Source organism: Priestia sp. SRI_019 (assembly GCF_057586255.1).
Genome location: NZ_JBYCZN010000001.1, coordinates 1,169,052 through 1,185,542, shown reverse-complemented (window position 1 = coordinate 1,185,542; position 16,491 = coordinate 1,169,052). Strand labels below are relative to the sequence as shown.

Sequence of the window (16,491 nt, the reverse complement as noted above, 5' to 3'; positions counted from 1 at the left end):
ACCTAATCTAATGATCTTATTCTTGTACGGACTGAAGTTCTTCTTTATAGGTAACAAAAAAGCATAAACCCGTTGCTCTCCAACAAAATTTATGCTCTTTCTCTAATAGAATTTTTAAGAATTCTCTTTTAATCCCGCCACAAATAATTCCAGATGTATGATTCCTATAAAATGATAAACACCCTTACACAATATCTCGATTCAATTCTTCATCTTTAACCACTTTAATTCTTTCTACTTTTCCTACAAGGAAGATATACGAAAGTGCTCCTAAAAGGGCCAATGCCGCTATGAACACTAGCGCTGGAGCAAAGTTTCCTCCTTTTGCTAAGAAACCAATAACAATTGGGACGATGATAGAAGCTAGACCTCCGATAAAGTTAAACACTCCACCCGTTAAACCGACTAAATGTTTAGGCGCTAGCGTTGAGACAAAGACCCATGTAATAGAAGCTAAGCCATTTCCAAAAAACGCAATAGCCATAAACGTGATAATGAGAGATGTGCTATTTACATAATTGGCTCCAATGATTGAAGTTGATAAAAGCAGCCCTACGATAATAGGTGTTTTTCTTGCAATACCTAATGATACTCCTTTTTTCACTAAGGCATCCGATACAAAGCCAGATAATAATACTCCTACAAACGCTGCTAAAAACGGAGCTGATGCTAAGAATCCTGATTTTAAGAAATCTAACCCTCTGTATTCCACAAGGTACGTTGGAAACCAGGTAAGGAAGAACCATAAAGTAGAGTTGACGGCAAACTGACCTAAGTAGATGCCCCATAGCTTTCTGTGAGAAAAGGCTTCTTTAAGATTTCCCCATTCGAACTTTGCTCTTTCTCCTTTCGTATCAGCAGCTTTAACTAAGCCTCCACCTTCTTCGATATGCTGTAACTCTGCTTTATTTACTTTACTATGCTGAGAAGGATCACGATAAAAGATATACCATATAATGCCCCACGCTATACCGATAATCCCGGTAGTAATAAACAGACCTCTCCACCCTAAAAAGTGCTGAATGGTAACTAGTGTAGGTGTTAAAAATGCTAGTCCTGCAAACTGTCCTGAAGTATAAAAAGCAATAGCTGATGCTCTTTCCTGATTTGGAAACCAGCTGGTGACTACTTTATTATTGGTCGGAAAAGCCGGTGCTTCGAATGCTCCTGTCGCTAAACGCAGACCAAAAAGACTCACAAATCCCTTAGTAAATCCTTGCAGCAGCGTAACAATAGACCAGGTAATTAAACTAAAGGCATACGTAGCACGAGCGCCAAAGCGGTCAGCCATTACCCCTCCTGGTATTTGTAACGCAGCATAAGCCCATCCAAAGGCTGAAAATATGAGACCCAGTTCTACTGATGATAGCTTTAAATCTTTGGACATGGCTGTGGCAGCTACAGAAATATTACTTCGATCCATATAGTTGATGACAACGCTCACGAAAATAAATGCTAAAACACGAAATCTAACGCGAGTCGGCTTTTCGCTATACCCCTTCATTCCCTTATCCCCCTGTATATAATAGTTTAAGAAAAGATCTGACTGACGGTCATTTATCAATCAGATCTTTTTTACTAAAATGGTTTCCCCTTTACCATTCCGCTACAGAACCGTCTTTATGACGCCATACTGGATTACGCCAATTATGACCGATATCAGCCATTTTTCTAACATGGTCTTCATTAATCTCAATACCTAAACCAGGTCCATCAGGAATTTTTACAAAGCCTTCTTCATATTTAAATACGTGGTTATCAACAATATAATCTAGTAAATCACTGCCTTGGTTATAGTGAATGCCTAAGCTTTGCTCTTGAATAAATGCGTTGTGGCACGTTGCATCTACTTGAAGACACGCCGCTAATGCAATTGGTCCTAATGGGCAATGAGGCGCAGCCGCTACATCAAAGGCTTCAGCCATCGAAATAATTTTCTTACATTCTGTAATTCCTCCTGCATGTGATAAATCAGGCTGAATAATATCGACGTATCCGTCCGTTAAGAGCTTTTTAAACTCCCATTTTGAAAACATTCTTTCTCCTGTCGCGATAGGAATGGATACGTGATTGGCAATTTCTCTTAGCGCCTCATTGTTTTCCGGCAAAACCGGCTCCTCGATAAACATTGGACGATAGGACTCTAGTTCTTTAGCTAAAATCTTTGCCATTGGCTTATGTACACGTCCGTGAAAATCAATACCTATTCCTACATAAGGTCCCACTGCTTCTCTAACAGCAGCAATACGTTCTACTACTTGATCAATTTTTTCATATGAATCCACATATTGAAGCTCTTCTGTTCCATTCATTTTTACTGCTGTAAATCCTTGTGAAACAACTTCTCTTGCTGCTTCGCCTACATCTGAAGGCCGGTCTCCTCCAATCCAAGAATATACTTTAATGGATTCTCTTGCTTTTCCGCCTAACAGTTGATGTACAGGAGCATCGTAATATTTTCCTTTTATGTCCCACAATGCTTGATCAATTCCTGATATCGCACTCATTAAAATAGGTCCGCCTCGATAGAAACCGCCTCGGTACATAACGTTCCAATGATCTTCAATATTTAATGGATCTTTGCCAATAAGATACTCCATCAGCTCATCTACTGCAGCTTTAACAGTAGAGGCTCTTCCTTCAATAACAGGTTCTCCCCATCCAACAATTCCTTCGTCTGTTTCTATTTTTAAAAATAACCAGCGTGGCGGCACTTGGAACAATTCATAATTAGTAATTTTCATGTACTTTTTCCCCTTTCGTTATACCATTCACTGCGGCTACGTATGCTTTAGCCTTTTGTGTTAGCTCCTGCAGGTATGCATGCGTAATTTCACAGTTTGTATCAACTAAAGAACTTCCAATACCAAACCCTACGGCACCTGCTTCTTCAAATTCTTGAATATTGTCTAAGCTCACTCCTCCTGTTGGAAGAAGTGGAATATGGGGAAGCGGCCCTCGAATATCTTTAATATAGCTAGCACCCAGCCTAGCAGGAAAGACTTTTATAATATCTCCGCCATTTTCATATGCCGTTAGAATTTCAGTAGGTGAAAAAGCCCCTGGGATACTAACTGCACCGTATCTTTTCGTTAGTTTAATCGTTTCCGTGTTAACAGTTGGAGAAAGGATAAACTTTGCTCCTGCTAAAATAGCTGAACGTGCTGTTTCAGGATCAAGCACTGTACCTGCTCCTACTAACACTTGATCACCCAGCTCTGTAGAAACCTCTTTAATGGCTGAAAGTGCATCAGGGGAATTTAGAGTAATTTCTATATTTTTTACACCGCCGTCATTAAGCGCAGAAGCAATTTTCACTACATCCTGCGGTTTGGCTCCTCTAATAATCGCAACGATTTTATGCTCTAATAAATGTGATAAACTATCCGTCATTGGTAAGCCCCTTTCTTTTATCGTATAACGTCTTCTCTTGTAATCGCATTCATAAATTCGTAAAGCTCTTTCTTATCAGGCAAGCCTTCAATATCACCCTCTACGGTTACGACCATAGCTCCTATAGCACACCCTCTTCTAACCGTTTCTTTTAAAGAGGATTTATCTATTAGTCCCGATAGTATCCCCGCGGCGAACCCATCACCAGCTCCTACTGGATCTATCACTCTAGCAACTTTAAAACCTTCCACGTAAGCGGATTCATTTTCAGTCGAATAATAAGCTCCTTCTTCACCTAGCTTAATAACGACTAGTTCTGCACCTAATTGATGAAACGCTGATGCAACATCTTCAGGATTATCCTTCTCAAATAAAAACTGGCCTTCATTCATTCCTGGTAAGATAATATCCGCATATGCAGCCATTTTAGTTAGTGTTTGGCGCGCAGCTGTTTCATCCCACAGCGTCTTTCGCAAATTTGGATCAAACACTATTTTCACACCATTTTTTTTAGCAGCTTTCATCGCTTGAAAAATAGCTTCGTGGCAGGAATCGCTCAGTGCAGGTGTAATTCCTGTCACGTATAAGTATTTTGCAGAAGAGATATACTCTTCATTCATATCACGCGGATTCATAAAGCTTGCTGCTGAACCTTGTCTGTAATAAAAGACTTTACTGTTCATTTCATTTGTTTTTTGTTTTAAAAACAGACCTGTAGGAGCATTATCATCAAATATCACATGTCTTACATCTATTCCTTCTCCTTTAATACTTGAAAGAATTCGCTCTCCTAGCTCGTCTTTTCCTAATCGGCTAACCCATCCCGTTTGATAACCGAGTTTTGACAGGGCAATCAACGTGTTGCTTTCTGCCCCTGCAATTTTCGAAGAAAAATCTTTAGCATATCGCATCTTTCCATTCGAGTGTGGGGTAAACAGAATCATCGTTTCCCCCATGCTTATCACATCCATTTTACCCCTCTTTTCATTTATCTCTTTGCCTCTTCATATCCAGCGATAAAAGATATATTAGCTGACGTTTGAAGCAGCCTTTCTACTATAAAATCCTTATGTTTCAGCATTCTTTCCTTAGGGCCAGCTACGCTAATAGCAGCTTCAATGCTTCCCTTTGCTCCAAATACAGGTGCAGCAAGGCAAAATAATCCTTCTTCATTTTCTTCATCATCAATTGCATAGCCCATTTGAATAAAAGAATCTAGATTATCATTAAGCACTTTTTTATCTGTGATTGTATAATCCGTAATAGGCAGTAGCTCTATATGTTCAAGCAGCTGCTCTCGCTGATCTTTAGGAAGAAAAGCTAAAAAGGTTTTTCCTAACCCTGTACAATAGAGCGGCTTACGGTTACCAGGCTGAGCTGTTGTTCTAATCGAGCGATTATTGTCAATCTTAACAACATAGACTAATTCTCCATCTGACAGCAAAGCCATAAACACCGTTTCCTGAACATCCTCCATCAGTTTCTTTAAATACGGCTTTCCTTCAGAAGAAATATCCAATGATTCCATAGCCGCTGTCCCAATTTGAATTAGCTTTGGCCCTAGCTTGTACCTCTTTAATGAGTCCTGATTCAAATAACCTTCATTGTGAAGTGTTCCCACAAGGTTAAACGTACTGCTTTGCGGAAGCGAAAGTAAATCACTAACCTCTTTTACTGTTAATCCCTCGGGATGTTGAGCAATCAATTCAAATACCCTCAATACACGTTCTGCTGATTTTACTGACATGAAGAAACCCTTTCTGAATCACATATGTGATTTTAAATTTTATATATGATTTACTGATTTAAATATTATCATAGACCGATCATTAATTCAAAATATTTTTACAAATTAAATAAATATATTTATGACAGTTCCTGAGAAATGATTAATAAATAGCAATATAAAAAAGTTTCCATGATAAAATCATAGAAACTAGAAAAAATTGTAATGGGAGCTAATCATGAAAAATAAAGATTTTTTATTATCTATTGTTTTAAATATCTTTTTAGCTTATTTATGGGTCTTTCTCATTTATTTAATTTTTGATTTTGTTCAGTTAAAGGAGAATGCTTTGTTGCTTGGACTAGCACTCGCATCCATAGGTACTCTACTCTTCGCAGAAGTAAGTAAGAAGAGTTAACCCCTTTGTTGCATATAAAATTACTCACCCTGTAAAAATTGCGGGATTTACATCTTTTGGGTTGGTTGCTAGTGCGAATCTATATTGGATAAGTTTTTGAAGGTTATGATAAAAATTAGAACAAGGAGCTTAAATTAAGCTCCTTGTTCCTTTAAGTGCCAGTAACACAATTTTTTCGCATATATAATCTGAACGTAAAAAAGCTATTTCAATGATATTTGCATCGCAGTGAAATAGCTTTTTTCTTTTACAGTTTTTCCGTATAACCTCTTAAATTTCGAATGAGAAAAGATATCCCTGTCAGCAAACAATTAAGAAACAAATATTTCGTCAGGTAGTGTTGAAAACTGTATGTGAAGTAGAAGTATAAGAAGAACACAAAGCTAAAATAGAAAATAAATTTTAAATATCTTTTTAAAACTGCGTTATGAGGAGAATTCACGTTGACTACTCCTTTTAAAGTCATATAATAAAATTATTTTTCAACCTATATTCGAACATGTTTCTGTGTCATTTTATAAAACAATTAGAAAAATGATAGGTAATGTAGCAAGGCTTAAGGAGGTACTAATTAACGTTGCACTTGATACAAACTCCGGCTCTGTATTAAATTGAAGCGCGTACATAGTTGTATTCGCAGCTGTGGGCATAGCAGCCATAATAATCATAATTTGTTTCACCATCTCATCCACCGGTAACAGAAGTGTTAGGATATAAGCGATAAATGGCGAGATCACAAGTTTGATAGCTAATGACCATGAAACTTTTGCTTTGGCTAAATTTCTAATTGATATTTTAGCTAGCTGCATTCCAAGTACAATCATGATGGTAGGAATAGCTGCACCCGCTACTAAATCAACCGCTTCTTTTACAGAGTTGCTTAATGGAATATGAAGAAACTGAAATATAGCTCCTAAAAGTCCCCCATACACAATTGGTATTCGTCGAACTGCGTCAATGGCTGATTTTATACCATTTCCTTGTGGACTCCCTTTAGCGGCATAATAAACTCCAACTGTACACATGACCAGTTGCTGTATGACCATTAGAATAATGGCAGAGTCTAAGCCTGTAACGCCGAAAAGTAATAAAACAACAGGTGTACCGTAGTTGCCATTATTCATAAATGAAGACGCTAATATCATTCCACAGGTTTCTGAAGTAGAATATCGCTGAAAATAAGCAATCATATAGACGACAGCAATTAATGCAAAGCAAAGTGCAAATGTGTATAACGTAAGATATAAGTAATCAATCGTAAATTTGGTTGTGTAAAATGTTTTGAACACGAGAACTGGAGACATCAAATAAAGTGCCATTGTTGAAATCGTTTTTGTATCAAATCCTATTTTCTTTTGTCCAATAAATCCAAGTGCAAAAATCCCGAAAATAGGAAGAAGGATTGTTAGGAACTCCATATTTGTTCACCTTCGTCATTTTTTCTTTGTTATTTTCCAAATGAAAGACCTAGAAAATTAAAAATCTAGGTCTTTCATTTAAACTGATAAATTATAAATTTAGAACAATGATACGTTCTTCAGTCATTTCTTCAATTGCATACTTCGGCCCTTCTTTTCCGTTACCGCTCTTTTTCACACCGCCATATGGCATATGATCGACACGATACGCTGAAGCATCATTTACAATTAATCCGCCTACTTCGATTTCACGAGCTGCCTTCATAGCAAACTGTAAGTCGTTCGTAAAAAGGCCTGCCTGCAACCCATAGTCAGAATCATTTACCTTTGAAATCACTTCATCAATCTCATTATATTGAGCAATAGCTACTACTGGCCCGAATACTTCTTGACGACAAACTTTCATATCATCATTTACATTGGTCAAAATTGTAGGAAGATAGAAAGCACCATCACGCTTTCCTCCTAGTTCAATTTTCGCCCCTTCTTTCACCGCTTCTTTTACCCATTCTTCCACTCGCTCTGCTTCTTTGAGACGAATCATAGGTCCAATATCCGTTTGCTCATCCATTGGATTACCGACTACTAACTTTTCTGTTTTTTCTTTTAGCTTATTAACAAATGCAGTATAAATATTCGTGTGAACATAAATTCGTTGAACGGAAATACAAACCTGTCCCGCATTATTAAAGCTTTTTTGAGAAATTAAAGATGCAGCTTTTTCTAAATCAGCGTCTTTATGTACGATAGTAGCCGAATTATTTCCTAGTTCAAGTGAAACTTTACGCAAACCTGCCTTAGATCGAATGAGCTCTCCTACTCTTGGGCTTCCTGTAAAAGTAAACATATTAACATCCTGGTTTTCTAATAACCATTCACCAATTTCTGCCCCATCTCCAGTCAATACTTGAAGGCGCCCCTTTGGCAGTCCTGCTTCTTCCATTAATTCAGCGAGCTTGAGCGCACAAATTGGAGTAACTTCAGCAGGTTTTAATACTACACTGTTCCCAGCTGCAAGTGCAGGTCCGAGTTTATGACAAACTAGATTGATAGGTACATTAAACGGTGTGATAGCTGCAACAACGCCAACTGGGACTTTTACTGTAAAAGCCATGCGATTCTCCGAGCCTTGAGCCGATTCAACAGGTACACCTTCTCCATGAATACGCTTTGCTTCTTCCGCTGAAATTTGTAAAGTTGTAGCCGCACGCTCAACTTCTCCGCGAGATTCACGAATAGACTTTCCAACTTCAGTAGCCAAAATTTCAGCAAATTCTTCTTGACGGCTTAGTAATAGCTTAGCTGCCTTCATTAATACCTCGTAGCGTTCATACGGTGAAAAAGTGTTTTTTAATGCATCTTTCGCGCTGGCCACAGCTTTATTTACATCATTTTTTGTTGCTACTGAGATTTCAGCTGCAGGCTGCTGTGTATATTTATTTAAGACTTCCATTTTTTCTGCTGTTGTTTCCCATTCCCCGTTTACATATAAACCATATTGTTTGACTTGAGTTAAACTCGTCATTATCTCCACATCCCCAATTGTATTAGCATTTTATCTTGTAAGTTCGATATTGTAATGATATTTGTCACTGCGATATTTTGTTACCGTAAATTCAAGTGGCTTATCATCAAAACCGTAACTTACTCTTGTCATTTCAAGTAAAGCTTCTCCGCCCCGTATGCCTAACAGATCTGCTTCATAAATCGTTGCGTTAATGGCAGATACCTTCTCTTTAGCTCGTTTTAAGAATATTTCATTCTCTTCTAGTACTTCATAAAATTTTGCACGATTTAAATCTTGTTCAACTAGTATTTTCCCAATATGCAGAGGCCAGCAAGAACGTTCAATCGCAATAGGCACTTCATCAGCAAAACGAATTCGTTCAATAACTAAAACCTCTTCTCCAGCATCCAATTCCAGCATGGAAGTTTCATGATACAAATCTTTTTTAAAATCAGTACGAATGAGCTTTGAATTCGGTGTTAATCCTTTTTCCGCTACTTCTTCTGCTAGGCCTTTAAGCTTGCCTAAGCTGCCGCCGATAAGTGGCTGAGGCTTTACAATTGTTCCCCTGCCTTGTTTTTTTTCCAGCAGCCCGTCCTGTACTAACATAGAAATAGCTTGTCTTAGGGTAGTACGGCTTACGTCAAACTCTTGCATTAATTCTTGTTCTGTTGGAATTAACGTATTGGGCTTCCAAACTTTTTCTTGTATACGTTTAATTAAGACATCTTTTACTTGAAGATAAAGCGCGATATTTTTATTAGAACCTATTGTATCTTTCATTTTCTCAAACTCCTTTTAAGTTAGCGTTTGGTATTATTATATAGTATTGGCTAACTTTTACTGTAGCAGAGAAGTAGGATCTTTTTAGACATACACCTTTGTTTCTAAATTAAGCATACGCCCTAGTTCAATTAGATGTTCTGTCACATCACCATACACTAGTGCAAAGTGAGGCTCATACCCCGCGTGCATAAGTTCATAAAGTGTGTCTGATGCATTTGTCGCCAGTTCCACTTCTACAGATGTACCTGTAAAAGGCTGCTCTACATCTAATGCATTTCCTTTCATCACTAGAAGACGATAGCCATCAGGCGTATGACTTACCCTGAAGATCGTTACTTCTCCTGCTTTTAATCCAAAATCCATTGCAAAACCAATTTTTCTGTTAGGATGCACCCCTGCTGTTGCTCCGGTAGAAGGATTGGCAAGTGAATATGCTCCTGCACCGCAGTGCCAAAAAACAACCGAGTTTTTTTCTTCGTCTATGTGAACTAAATCTCCAAGGTAAGGTGCATTTCCGCCTGCTAACTCACGCAGGATAAACATGGAGATTGATCCATGAATATCGGACTCACAGGATGTCACCATTCCGTCTTCCGTAAACTGAGACAGCGTTGAGCACGGAGCAGCTCCTAAATCATTAAAGAAATCCGGCCAGCATCGCATAGCTAGTGCATCTAACTCTTCACGTTGAATGTGCTTTTTAATATATGTGGAAAATTGAGCAAATTTAGTAACGGTCTCGTCATTTCGATTTAGACCAATCACCTGCTTTTCTGCCCGTTCAACTTCTCCTATCCATTCTTGTTCTGGAAGCTTTACACACTCTTTAAACGCTTCTTGTAAATCCATCTTATGAAGGGTTACGCCAAGTGCGTTTTTTAATTCTTCTTCGTTTGTTGCTGAGAAAAAGAATCCTGGTGGATAATCTCCCACTACCCCAATTTTTAATTCATTTAATGCTTTTAGCACGCGCATAACGTTAATTTGTCTTAATAGACGATCCTGTAAAGCTTTCTCATCTGGATTTCCAAATACAAATGCAAACGGATGCTGATGGTTGCGCAGTACATTACTGGTGCTATTTCCACCTGTTAGCGAGTTCAAACGTAAACGTCCACCTACGCTTGGCTCACGTACGGACCAAACAATTACAGGCTGTTTAAAATACTCCAATATCTTAACCATAAATTCACCATCGGCAAACGTAACGCTTTGATATAAAACGGTATCAATCTTATCCCCTTTAATTGAATCAAGAAACCCCTGTAGTTCTTCAACCGAAGTTATAATTTGCTCCGGCGCAATCACAGTACTGCAGTTACCTTTCAGCCACTCCATACTTTTTTGACGATAAATTTCAGCTGCTTCAATATCAAATGTTTTTCTACCTATAGGCACATATAAAGCTGTTGTATTTTGCATATAGAGTTCCCCTTGTCATAAAACTATTTGTTATAACCATTTTAAAATACATCATTACCTTTATCAACACTATTTTTCCGTTTGACTACATTTCTTATATAAATAGCTTTTAAATTAGATGTGAATTAGTTTAGAAAACAACTCACTCCAAATCGATTTTTTACGGTAAAATACAGGTGGATAACCTAATGGCGCCTGAACAGTAACCGATCCTCCTGTGTACTCTTCACCACTCCATACATGGACCCACTGATCTTCTGGTAAATATACTTCCCACTCTGTTTGGTTTTCTTGATGAACCGGCGCAACAAGTACATCTTCACCAAATAAATATTGGTATTGAATATCATATGTTTTTTCATCTTCTTCATAGTGCATAAACAAAGGTCGCTGAACAGGAATTCCTCGTCGGGCATTTTCTTCTACAAGCGATTTAATATAAGGTGCCATCGTTACATAAACATTAGACATTCTTGCTAAATGTTCTAATGTTTCTTCATCACCGTCAAACTGGAAACAATCATCCGGACGATTTCCTTCATGTGTCCTCATCATAGGTGTGAAGGCTCCCATTTCTGCCCATCTCATCAGCAGCTCTTTTGAACGTTTATTACCATGTAGGCTTGTGTACCCGCCAATATCACTATGGTGTAAGCCGCAACCACTCATTCCTGATGATAAAGCTGCAGGAATAACGGAAGCTAAACCATCATCTAGCGACCAATCTACGCTTTGATCTCCGCCCCAAAGAAGCGTACAGTATTTTTGTATGCCCGTATATCCGGCACGCATAAAGTATACAATCTCACTAAGTTTCCCTGCTTCTGATACCGCTTCATAGTTTGCTTTTGCCCACATTGTCGGCCAAGCATTGTGCATAATCTTAGCGTCGACTCCATTTTTGAGCACAACATCCGTTGGCAAATATTCACCAAAGTCGGCCATCCACCCATCTAATCCAAAATCAATCATGTTCTCTTTAATAACTTGTTTATACCATTCAGTAGCCTCTTCGTTGGTAAAATCCACAACTCCGCAATAAAATTCACCGAAATCCACTAAATACGTATTTCCTTCCGCATTTAATGCTAAGTATCCTTTATCTTCAGCTTCCTTATATAAATCACCTTCAATGGCTACATATGGATTAATGTAACCTAGAAAACGAATATCATTTTCTTTCCACTCTGCAATTTTTTTATCTAACTCTGGGTATTCATTCTCGTTCCATTTCCAATTCCACATTAAACGTTTACCGAAAGAAGTAATACGTTTGCCCTGCCAATCTTGGCACCATACTCCGGATACTTTCATACCTTTTGCTAAAACTTTTTCTAATTTTTGTTCAACAACATCTGTACCACCTTGAATACCTAAAACCACGCCGTTATATACCCAGTCTGGTAGCTCGGGCTGTCTTCCAAATAAACCCGTAATTTTTTCAACTAGTTCAAGGTACGTATCCGCCGTTTCAAACAGCATATATTCAGGTACTTCCCAAACCTGCAGTTCATGGAATGTCTCATTGCGAAAGTCAAAGTCCGCGTATGCCGTTGTTTCAACATGACAATAGTACTTTTTACTAGATACATATGTAGGCTGAGGAAAGTTAGTATTATAATAATCTCCTCCAGCCTTATCAACTACATCAGCTTGCCATGTTACATATGTCTGTTTGTTTCTTCCTACGCCCGGCTCAGATGTCCATAAAGGAAAGTTTTTCCCTCTCATATTAAAATGAGAGAGTTGTTCTCCGCATCCATATACTTTCTCTTGTTTATCTGCAGCTACTCGTAACCAAAAGCGGTTAATGTTCGCATCGTGTTTTTGGTATTCTACTTTTAGACGATTCTCTTCTTCTTTAACTATAAGAGACAGCATGTTATCTCCATTTTCATAGTTAGAGAAATCTATTTTATATGCGCCTTCTACTTCCTCAACAGTTGCGTAGCGAAGAGCTGCACGTTCAGTAACGTAATCTTTAATATCAAAGTTACCTCTATACATTTCAATCGTTTCTTCTCCATAACCAACAAACAGCATTGGTTTTTGTATGGTATGCTGAAGTAGAGCTACACCGTTAAGAGCAACTTCAAATCCATCTTGTAAGATTTCCACATTTACCCCTTTAGTTACATTTAAGGTACCTGACATTTTTATCTCTCCCATCAATTAATAGAGCTTAGTCTTTTGTCTAACATTCATACGCTCTATTGATAAACTTTAATATTTTCTCCTTTTATACCTGGATGTGCACCTTTATTGATTAATTGCTCTCTTTCAGGATGAGCAATTAACCATTTATTTTTCATGAACAATAACTCATCTTCTTTTGTTCTTTTTTGAATATTAGTTGATAACGGATCATTTGTTCCTTTAGGTAAAATAACGATTGTTTTAAATCCTTCATTATTTACCTTACAAGGAGCAAAATGTAATGTCGTACTATATAACTCAACTGCTGTTCCTTTAGGCACGAAGAAAGCGATTACATCATTTGAATTAAAAAAGTTATCCTCAACGTCCTGTACCTTTCCTAATAAAAGAACCATATCTGTTATAGCGATGTTGATTTCACTGCTTTTATGATACTCAAGGCCATTTAAGGTTGAATTAGGACCATTACAATATCCAATTTGAATAGGCATATCACCATAAAAAGCTTCTTGAAGTTGGTTCTTAATAATGGTATTTTCCATCTCCGCGACGGATGCTACATATACATTCTGATCTTGAGGAATAGCTAAATTATCCAAATATGTTTCTAGTTCACTGAAGTCATATTCGTTTACTGCCCTTCCATAAGGTTTAAATTTGCTGTCCTCTATATGATAGAAAGGCACATGTTTGTTTAAGTCTTTCATGTGTTCAAAGCTGCGCAACGTTTTCTTCTCTCCTTTTCTATGTAAAAAGCCCCTCAAAGAAGATAATAAGATTCTAAGAGGCGCCTTTTATAAAATATATATGTTTATTTTAAGACAGGAGCTTCTGTGACTGTATTATCCCAAGCATTACGGAATTTGTTTAATCCATAGTCTGTGAACGCATGCTGGAAGCTTTCTTTATATACATCAAATCCGCAGGTCACAATATGCGCACCAGCTTTTGCCGCATCTACAATTTGTTTACCATTACGTAAAGCAGCAACAATGATTTCTGTGTTGTAATCGTAGTTTTTATAGATATTCACAATATCCTGAATATATTGAGTTGTATCGTCCCCGCTATTTTCTTTCCAACCTACAAATGGAGATACAAATTTAGCGCCAATTCTTGCAGGCTGAAGTGCTTGTGATGGCGAGAAGACAAGAGTGACGTTAGTAGAAATACCTTGTTTTTCAAATTCCTTTGCTGCAATTAAACCAGGTTCTGTGCATGGAATTTTAATAACAAAGTTTGAAGATAACTTAGCAATCTTTGTCCCTTCTTCTACCATATCTTTGGCATTATCCAAATGAGGATTGATTTCTACTGAAATTGGGAAATTTTCGATTCCTTTAAACTCACTTGCAAATTCATCTAGAACCGTTAAGAACGGCTTACCGCTGTTCATAATATGACGAGGGTTTGTTGTAACACCATCAATTGCCCAGTTTTCATACGCGTAACGAATTTCCTCTAAAATGGCACTATCTAAAAAATACTTCATCTTTATACCTCCAGTTAAGTGACTATTACCCTTTAAAGATAATAACCTTTATATAATTTGTAATAACCTTTGTATTTATAATATGAAAACGCCACCAATATTTCAAGTACTTTTTGCTAGATTATTAAATTAATTTTGTATTTCGTCCAATTTACCTATCATCTTACATTGGTATTCTATTTTTACTTTTAGCAAGATCCGCTACGATTTTACTGTATTTATCATCTGAAAGTTTATAAAAGAAAAACATTACAATAATCGTTGCAATGGCTAATGTACTTGGATAAATAAACATTAATCCTCTAATTCCTTGCAGCACATTTGCATTCTGCACCGCATTTGGAACGTAACCCACTATCCCTAATACAACGCCAGGAATAAAGCCTGCAAGCGCTTGAGAAAGTTTACGGAAGAAAGTAAAGAAAGAATACACGACGCCTTCCGATCTATTGCCAGTTTTCCATTCGCCATACTCTACAGCATCAGAAACTAATGCCCAGTTCAAACTATTTACAAATGAGCTTCCGAAGAAAGCAAAGCAGGCTAATGTAATAAAGATCACTGCATTATCTGCAAAAACATAAGCTAAAATATCTCCTACAGCCCAAATCGCGCACCCCAATATGTACGTAGACTTTTTTCCAATCCTTTTGACCATGAAAGGAACCATTGCCACACCGATAAATACACAACCAATACTGAAAAAGCCCATGTAAGGAACGATTGCTACGTTTTTTAATACGTACTGACAAAAATAGACTTGTACAGCAAGCTTGACGTTAAAAGCTGAAAAGGTAAACAAATTAACTAAACAAAGAATGAGTAAAGGCGTATTCTTAAAAAGCCCTTTATAGCTGTCGGTCAGCTTTACATTTATATTTTGGGGTTTTTCATACACATATCTTTCTTTTACATTGGCATAACAATAGACTTGTAACAAAACGCCCAAAAATGCAAAAATAGATACAGCTACTAAATAACCCGTAGATTGATTGTTAAACATTAAGACAATCGGCATAAACCCTACAGTTGTAATAAGAAGTCCTAAATTTGAACCTGCTTGTCTAAATGATGCCATTTCTGCTCTTTCAACAGGATCTTTTGTCATCGCAGGTACCATTGATCCATAAGGAATATTTGAAATGCTATAAATCGTTCCAAATGCCATATACGTTACATATGCCCATATAATCTTTCCGGTTAGTGAAAAATCCGGATTAGTAAAGCTGACTATTGTTATCAAAGCAAGCGGTATTGCAGCGTAAAGAAAGAATGGTCTAAATTTGCCTTTAGGACCTATCTTCTTACGGTTATCAATCCAGGTACCTACTGTAATATCAGCGAACGCATCCCATATTTTCGTAATTAAAAATACTAAACCTGCTGTTGCAGAAGGCAAGCCTAACGCGTCGGTATAAAACTTCAGCAAATAAATTTGACCCAAGTCTAACATAAAGTTATTTCCTACATCTCCCAATCCATAAGCAACCTTCTCTTTAAGTCTTAGTTTCTTAGGTGTATTAATTGAATGTTCTACATTTTGAACCAATGGCTGTTCCATAAGTTCTCCCCCTTTGTTTAACACATTTTAAGACTTCACATTAAAGATGCATCACATAGGAGATTACAATTTTGATACACTTCCAAACTTATAATCTCCTCTAGGTTGATACTGAAATCACCATCCCCTCCCATAACATCACAACGTTTTTAAAAAAGTTACTACCTTTTTATTTATAATATGAAAACGCATACAAATTATCAAGTGTTTTTTTATTTTATTTTTAAAAAAAGAGAAAAAAATAATACTAAAATTCTATAGCTATCTCTTGAGGAGTAAGGCTACCCTATTCTTATAAACTCCTCGTTAACAATTTTGAGCGGCACGTAGAGAGTGTTTCAACATCTACCTTTGGGCTATTCCATAAAGAGAAAAAAACTCGTTATATCGAGGATGGATAAAGAACGGTATAAAACAAAAATTGTAGCTTCATTGAACCCCTTCCCTACCAAGGATTCTTTTTGGCTGTGTGCCGGAAAGAACGGTTTATGTATACTAGTTAGGGATATCCTATATAGATTAGAATAGAGAAAAAACCTACATAATTGTGCATAAAATGTCGGATAGCATTGTTTGAATCCTGCTATTCTGACAATAAGGGAGGTCATAAA

The 16,491-nt window shown here is 37.2% G+C and carries 14 protein-coding genes; 1 reads left to right on the top strand and 13 read right to left on the bottom strand.

Features of this window, described 5'->3' with window-relative positions; all coding sequences use genetic code 11:
- Positions 1-184 precede the first annotated feature (184 nt).
- From AC2YJL_RS06160 to AC2YJL_RS06140, 5 genes are all read right to left on the bottom strand, one after another.
- Positions 185-1,504 (bottom strand): MFS transporter, encoded by a 1,320-nt coding sequence (locus AC2YJL_RS06160; protein WP_195696244.1) that lies wholly within the window; start codon positions 1,502-1,504, stop codon positions 185-187.
- A 91-nt stretch (positions 1,505-1,595) separates the two neighbouring features.
- Positions 1,596-2,744 carry a galactonate dehydratase gene (gene dgoD / locus AC2YJL_RS06155; RefSeq protein WP_028414811.1) on the bottom strand — a complete coding sequence of 383 codons (1,149 nt, stop codon included), beginning with the start codon at positions 2,742-2,744 and terminating at the stop codon, positions 1,596-1,598.
- Positions 2,731-3,393: a bifunctional 4-hydroxy-2-oxoglutarate aldolase/2-dehydro-3-deoxy-phosphogluconate aldolase gene (locus tag AC2YJL_RS06150; RefSeq protein ID WP_230933266.1), complete on the bottom strand. Its 663-nt coding sequence runs from the start codon at positions 3,391-3,393 to the stop codon at positions 2,731-2,733. Before AC2YJL_RS06150 ends, dgoD begins: the two co-directional genes overlap by 14 nt.
- A gap of 17 nt (positions 3,394-3,410) precedes the next feature.
- Positions 3,411-4,364, bottom strand: a complete 954-nt coding sequence (locus AC2YJL_RS06145; RefSeq protein WP_230933267.1) for a sugar kinase — start codon at positions 4,362-4,364, stop codon at positions 3,411-3,413.
- A 17-nt stretch (positions 4,365-4,381) separates the two neighbouring features.
- Positions 4,382-5,140: an IclR family transcriptional regulator gene (locus tag AC2YJL_RS06140; protein WP_230933268.1), complete on the bottom strand. Its 759-nt coding sequence runs from the start codon at positions 5,138-5,140 to the stop codon at positions 4,382-4,384.
- A 217-nt stretch (positions 5,141-5,357) separates the two neighbouring features.
- On the opposite strand from AC2YJL_RS06140, the gene AC2YJL_RS06135 reads away from it, so the two are divergent.
- A complete protein-coding gene (locus tag AC2YJL_RS06135) occupies positions 5,358-5,537 on the top strand; it encodes a hypothetical protein (RefSeq protein ID WP_230933269.1) in 180 nt (59 codons plus the stop codon).
- 515 nt (positions 5,538-6,052) lie between these two features.
- Here the strand turns inward: AC2YJL_RS06135 and AC2YJL_RS06130 are convergent.
- The 8 genes from AC2YJL_RS06130 to AC2YJL_RS06095 all read right to left on the bottom strand — a co-directional run bounded on the left by AC2YJL_RS06130 (position 6,053) and on the right by AC2YJL_RS06095 (position 15,880).
- On the bottom strand, positions 6,053-6,955 hold the full coding sequence (locus AC2YJL_RS06130; protein ID WP_230933270.1) for an AEC family transporter: 903 nt from the start codon (positions 6,953-6,955) through the stop codon (positions 6,053-6,055).
- A gap of 91 nt (positions 6,956-7,046) precedes the next feature.
- Positions 7,047-8,480 carry an aldehyde dehydrogenase family protein gene (locus AC2YJL_RS06125; RefSeq protein ID WP_487374670.1) on the bottom strand — a complete coding sequence of 478 codons (1,434 nt, stop codon included), beginning with the start codon at positions 8,478-8,480 and terminating at the stop codon, positions 7,047-7,049.
- Between the two features lie 30 nt (positions 8,481-8,510).
- Entirely contained in the window at positions 8,511-9,245 is a 735-nt protein-coding gene (locus tag AC2YJL_RS06120) for a GntR family transcriptional regulator (RefSeq protein WP_050690316.1), read from the bottom strand.
- An 84-nt stretch (positions 9,246-9,329) separates the two neighbouring features.
- Entirely contained in the window at positions 9,330-10,670 is a 1,341-nt protein-coding gene (gene sftI / locus AC2YJL_RS06115) for a sulfoquinovose isomerase (protein WP_230933272.1), read from the bottom strand.
- A 114-nt stretch (positions 10,671-10,784) separates the two neighbouring features.
- A complete protein-coding gene (locus tag AC2YJL_RS06110; RefSeq protein WP_230933273.1) occupies positions 10,785-12,824 on the bottom strand; it encodes an alpha-glucosidase in 2,040 nt (679 codons plus the stop codon).
- A 56-nt stretch (positions 12,825-12,880) separates the two neighbouring features.
- Positions 12,881-13,534 (bottom strand): DUF4867 family protein, encoded by a 654-nt coding sequence (locus tag AC2YJL_RS06105; protein WP_369361319.1) that lies wholly within the window; start codon positions 13,532-13,534, stop codon positions 12,881-12,883.
- A 104-nt stretch (positions 13,535-13,638) separates the two neighbouring features.
- Positions 13,639-14,319 carry a transaldolase family protein gene (locus AC2YJL_RS06100; RefSeq protein ID WP_102812841.1) on the bottom strand — a complete coding sequence of 227 codons (681 nt, stop codon included), beginning with the start codon at positions 14,317-14,319 and terminating at the stop codon, positions 13,639-13,641.
- Positions 14,320-14,482: 163 nt separating this feature from the next.
- The gene (locus AC2YJL_RS06095; protein WP_230933275.1) at positions 14,483-15,880 is read right to left on the bottom strand and encodes a glycoside-pentoside-hexuronide (GPH):cation symporter; all 1,398 of its coding nucleotides are present in this window, start codon (positions 15,878-15,880) and stop codon (positions 14,483-14,485) included.
- Positions 15,881-16,491: the final 611 nt, after the last annotated feature.

Bases quoted from the DNA above. Each gene is read 5' to 3' on its own strand.
- AC2YJL_RS06160 (WP_195696244.1), bottom strand. From the start codon at position 1,504: ATGAAGGGGTATAGCGAAAAGCCGACTCGCGTTAGATTTCGTGTTTTA.
- dgoD (WP_028414811.1), bottom strand. From the start codon at position 2,744: ATGAAAATTACTAATTATGAATTGTTCCAAGTGCCGCCACGCTGGTTA.
- AC2YJL_RS06150 (WP_230933266.1), bottom strand. From the start codon at position 3,393: ATGACGGATAGTTTATCACATTTATTAGAGCATAAAATCGTTGCGATT.
- AC2YJL_RS06145 (WP_230933267.1), bottom strand. From the start codon at position 4,364: ATGGATGTGATAAGCATGGGGGAAACGATGATTCTGTTTACCCCACAC.
- AC2YJL_RS06140 (WP_230933268.1), bottom strand. From the start codon at position 5,140: ATGTCAGTAAAATCAGCAGAACGTGTATTGAGGGTATTTGAATTGATT.
- AC2YJL_RS06135 (WP_230933269.1), top strand. From the start codon at position 5,358: ATGAAAAATAAAGATTTTTTATTATCTATTGTTTTAAATATCTTTTTA.
- AC2YJL_RS06130 (WP_230933270.1), bottom strand. From the start codon at position 6,955: ATGGAGTTCCTAACAATCCTTCTTCCTATTTTCGGGATTTTTGCACTT.
- AC2YJL_RS06125 (WP_487374670.1), bottom strand. From the start codon at position 8,480: ATGACGAGTTTAACTCAAGTCAAACAATATGGTTTATATGTAAACGGG.
- AC2YJL_RS06120 (WP_050690316.1), bottom strand. From the start codon at position 9,245: ATGAAAGATACAATAGGTTCTAATAAAAATATCGCGCTTTATCTTCAA.
- sftI (WP_230933272.1), bottom strand. From the start codon at position 10,670: ATGCAAAATACAACAGCTTTATATGTGCCTATAGGTAGAAAAACATTT.
- AC2YJL_RS06110 (WP_230933273.1), bottom strand. From the start codon at position 12,824: ATGTCAGGTACCTTAAATGTAACTAAAGGGGTAAATGTGGAAATCTTA.
- AC2YJL_RS06105 (WP_369361319.1), bottom strand. From the start codon at position 13,534: ATGAAAGACTTAAACAAACATGTGCCTTTCTATCATATAGAGGACAGC.
- AC2YJL_RS06100 (WP_102812841.1), bottom strand. From the start codon at position 14,319: ATGAAGTATTTTTTAGATAGTGCCATTTTAGAGGAAATTCGTTACGCG.
- AC2YJL_RS06095 (WP_230933275.1), bottom strand. From the start codon at position 15,880: ATGGAACAGCCATTGGTTCAAAATGTAGAACATTCAATTAATACACCT.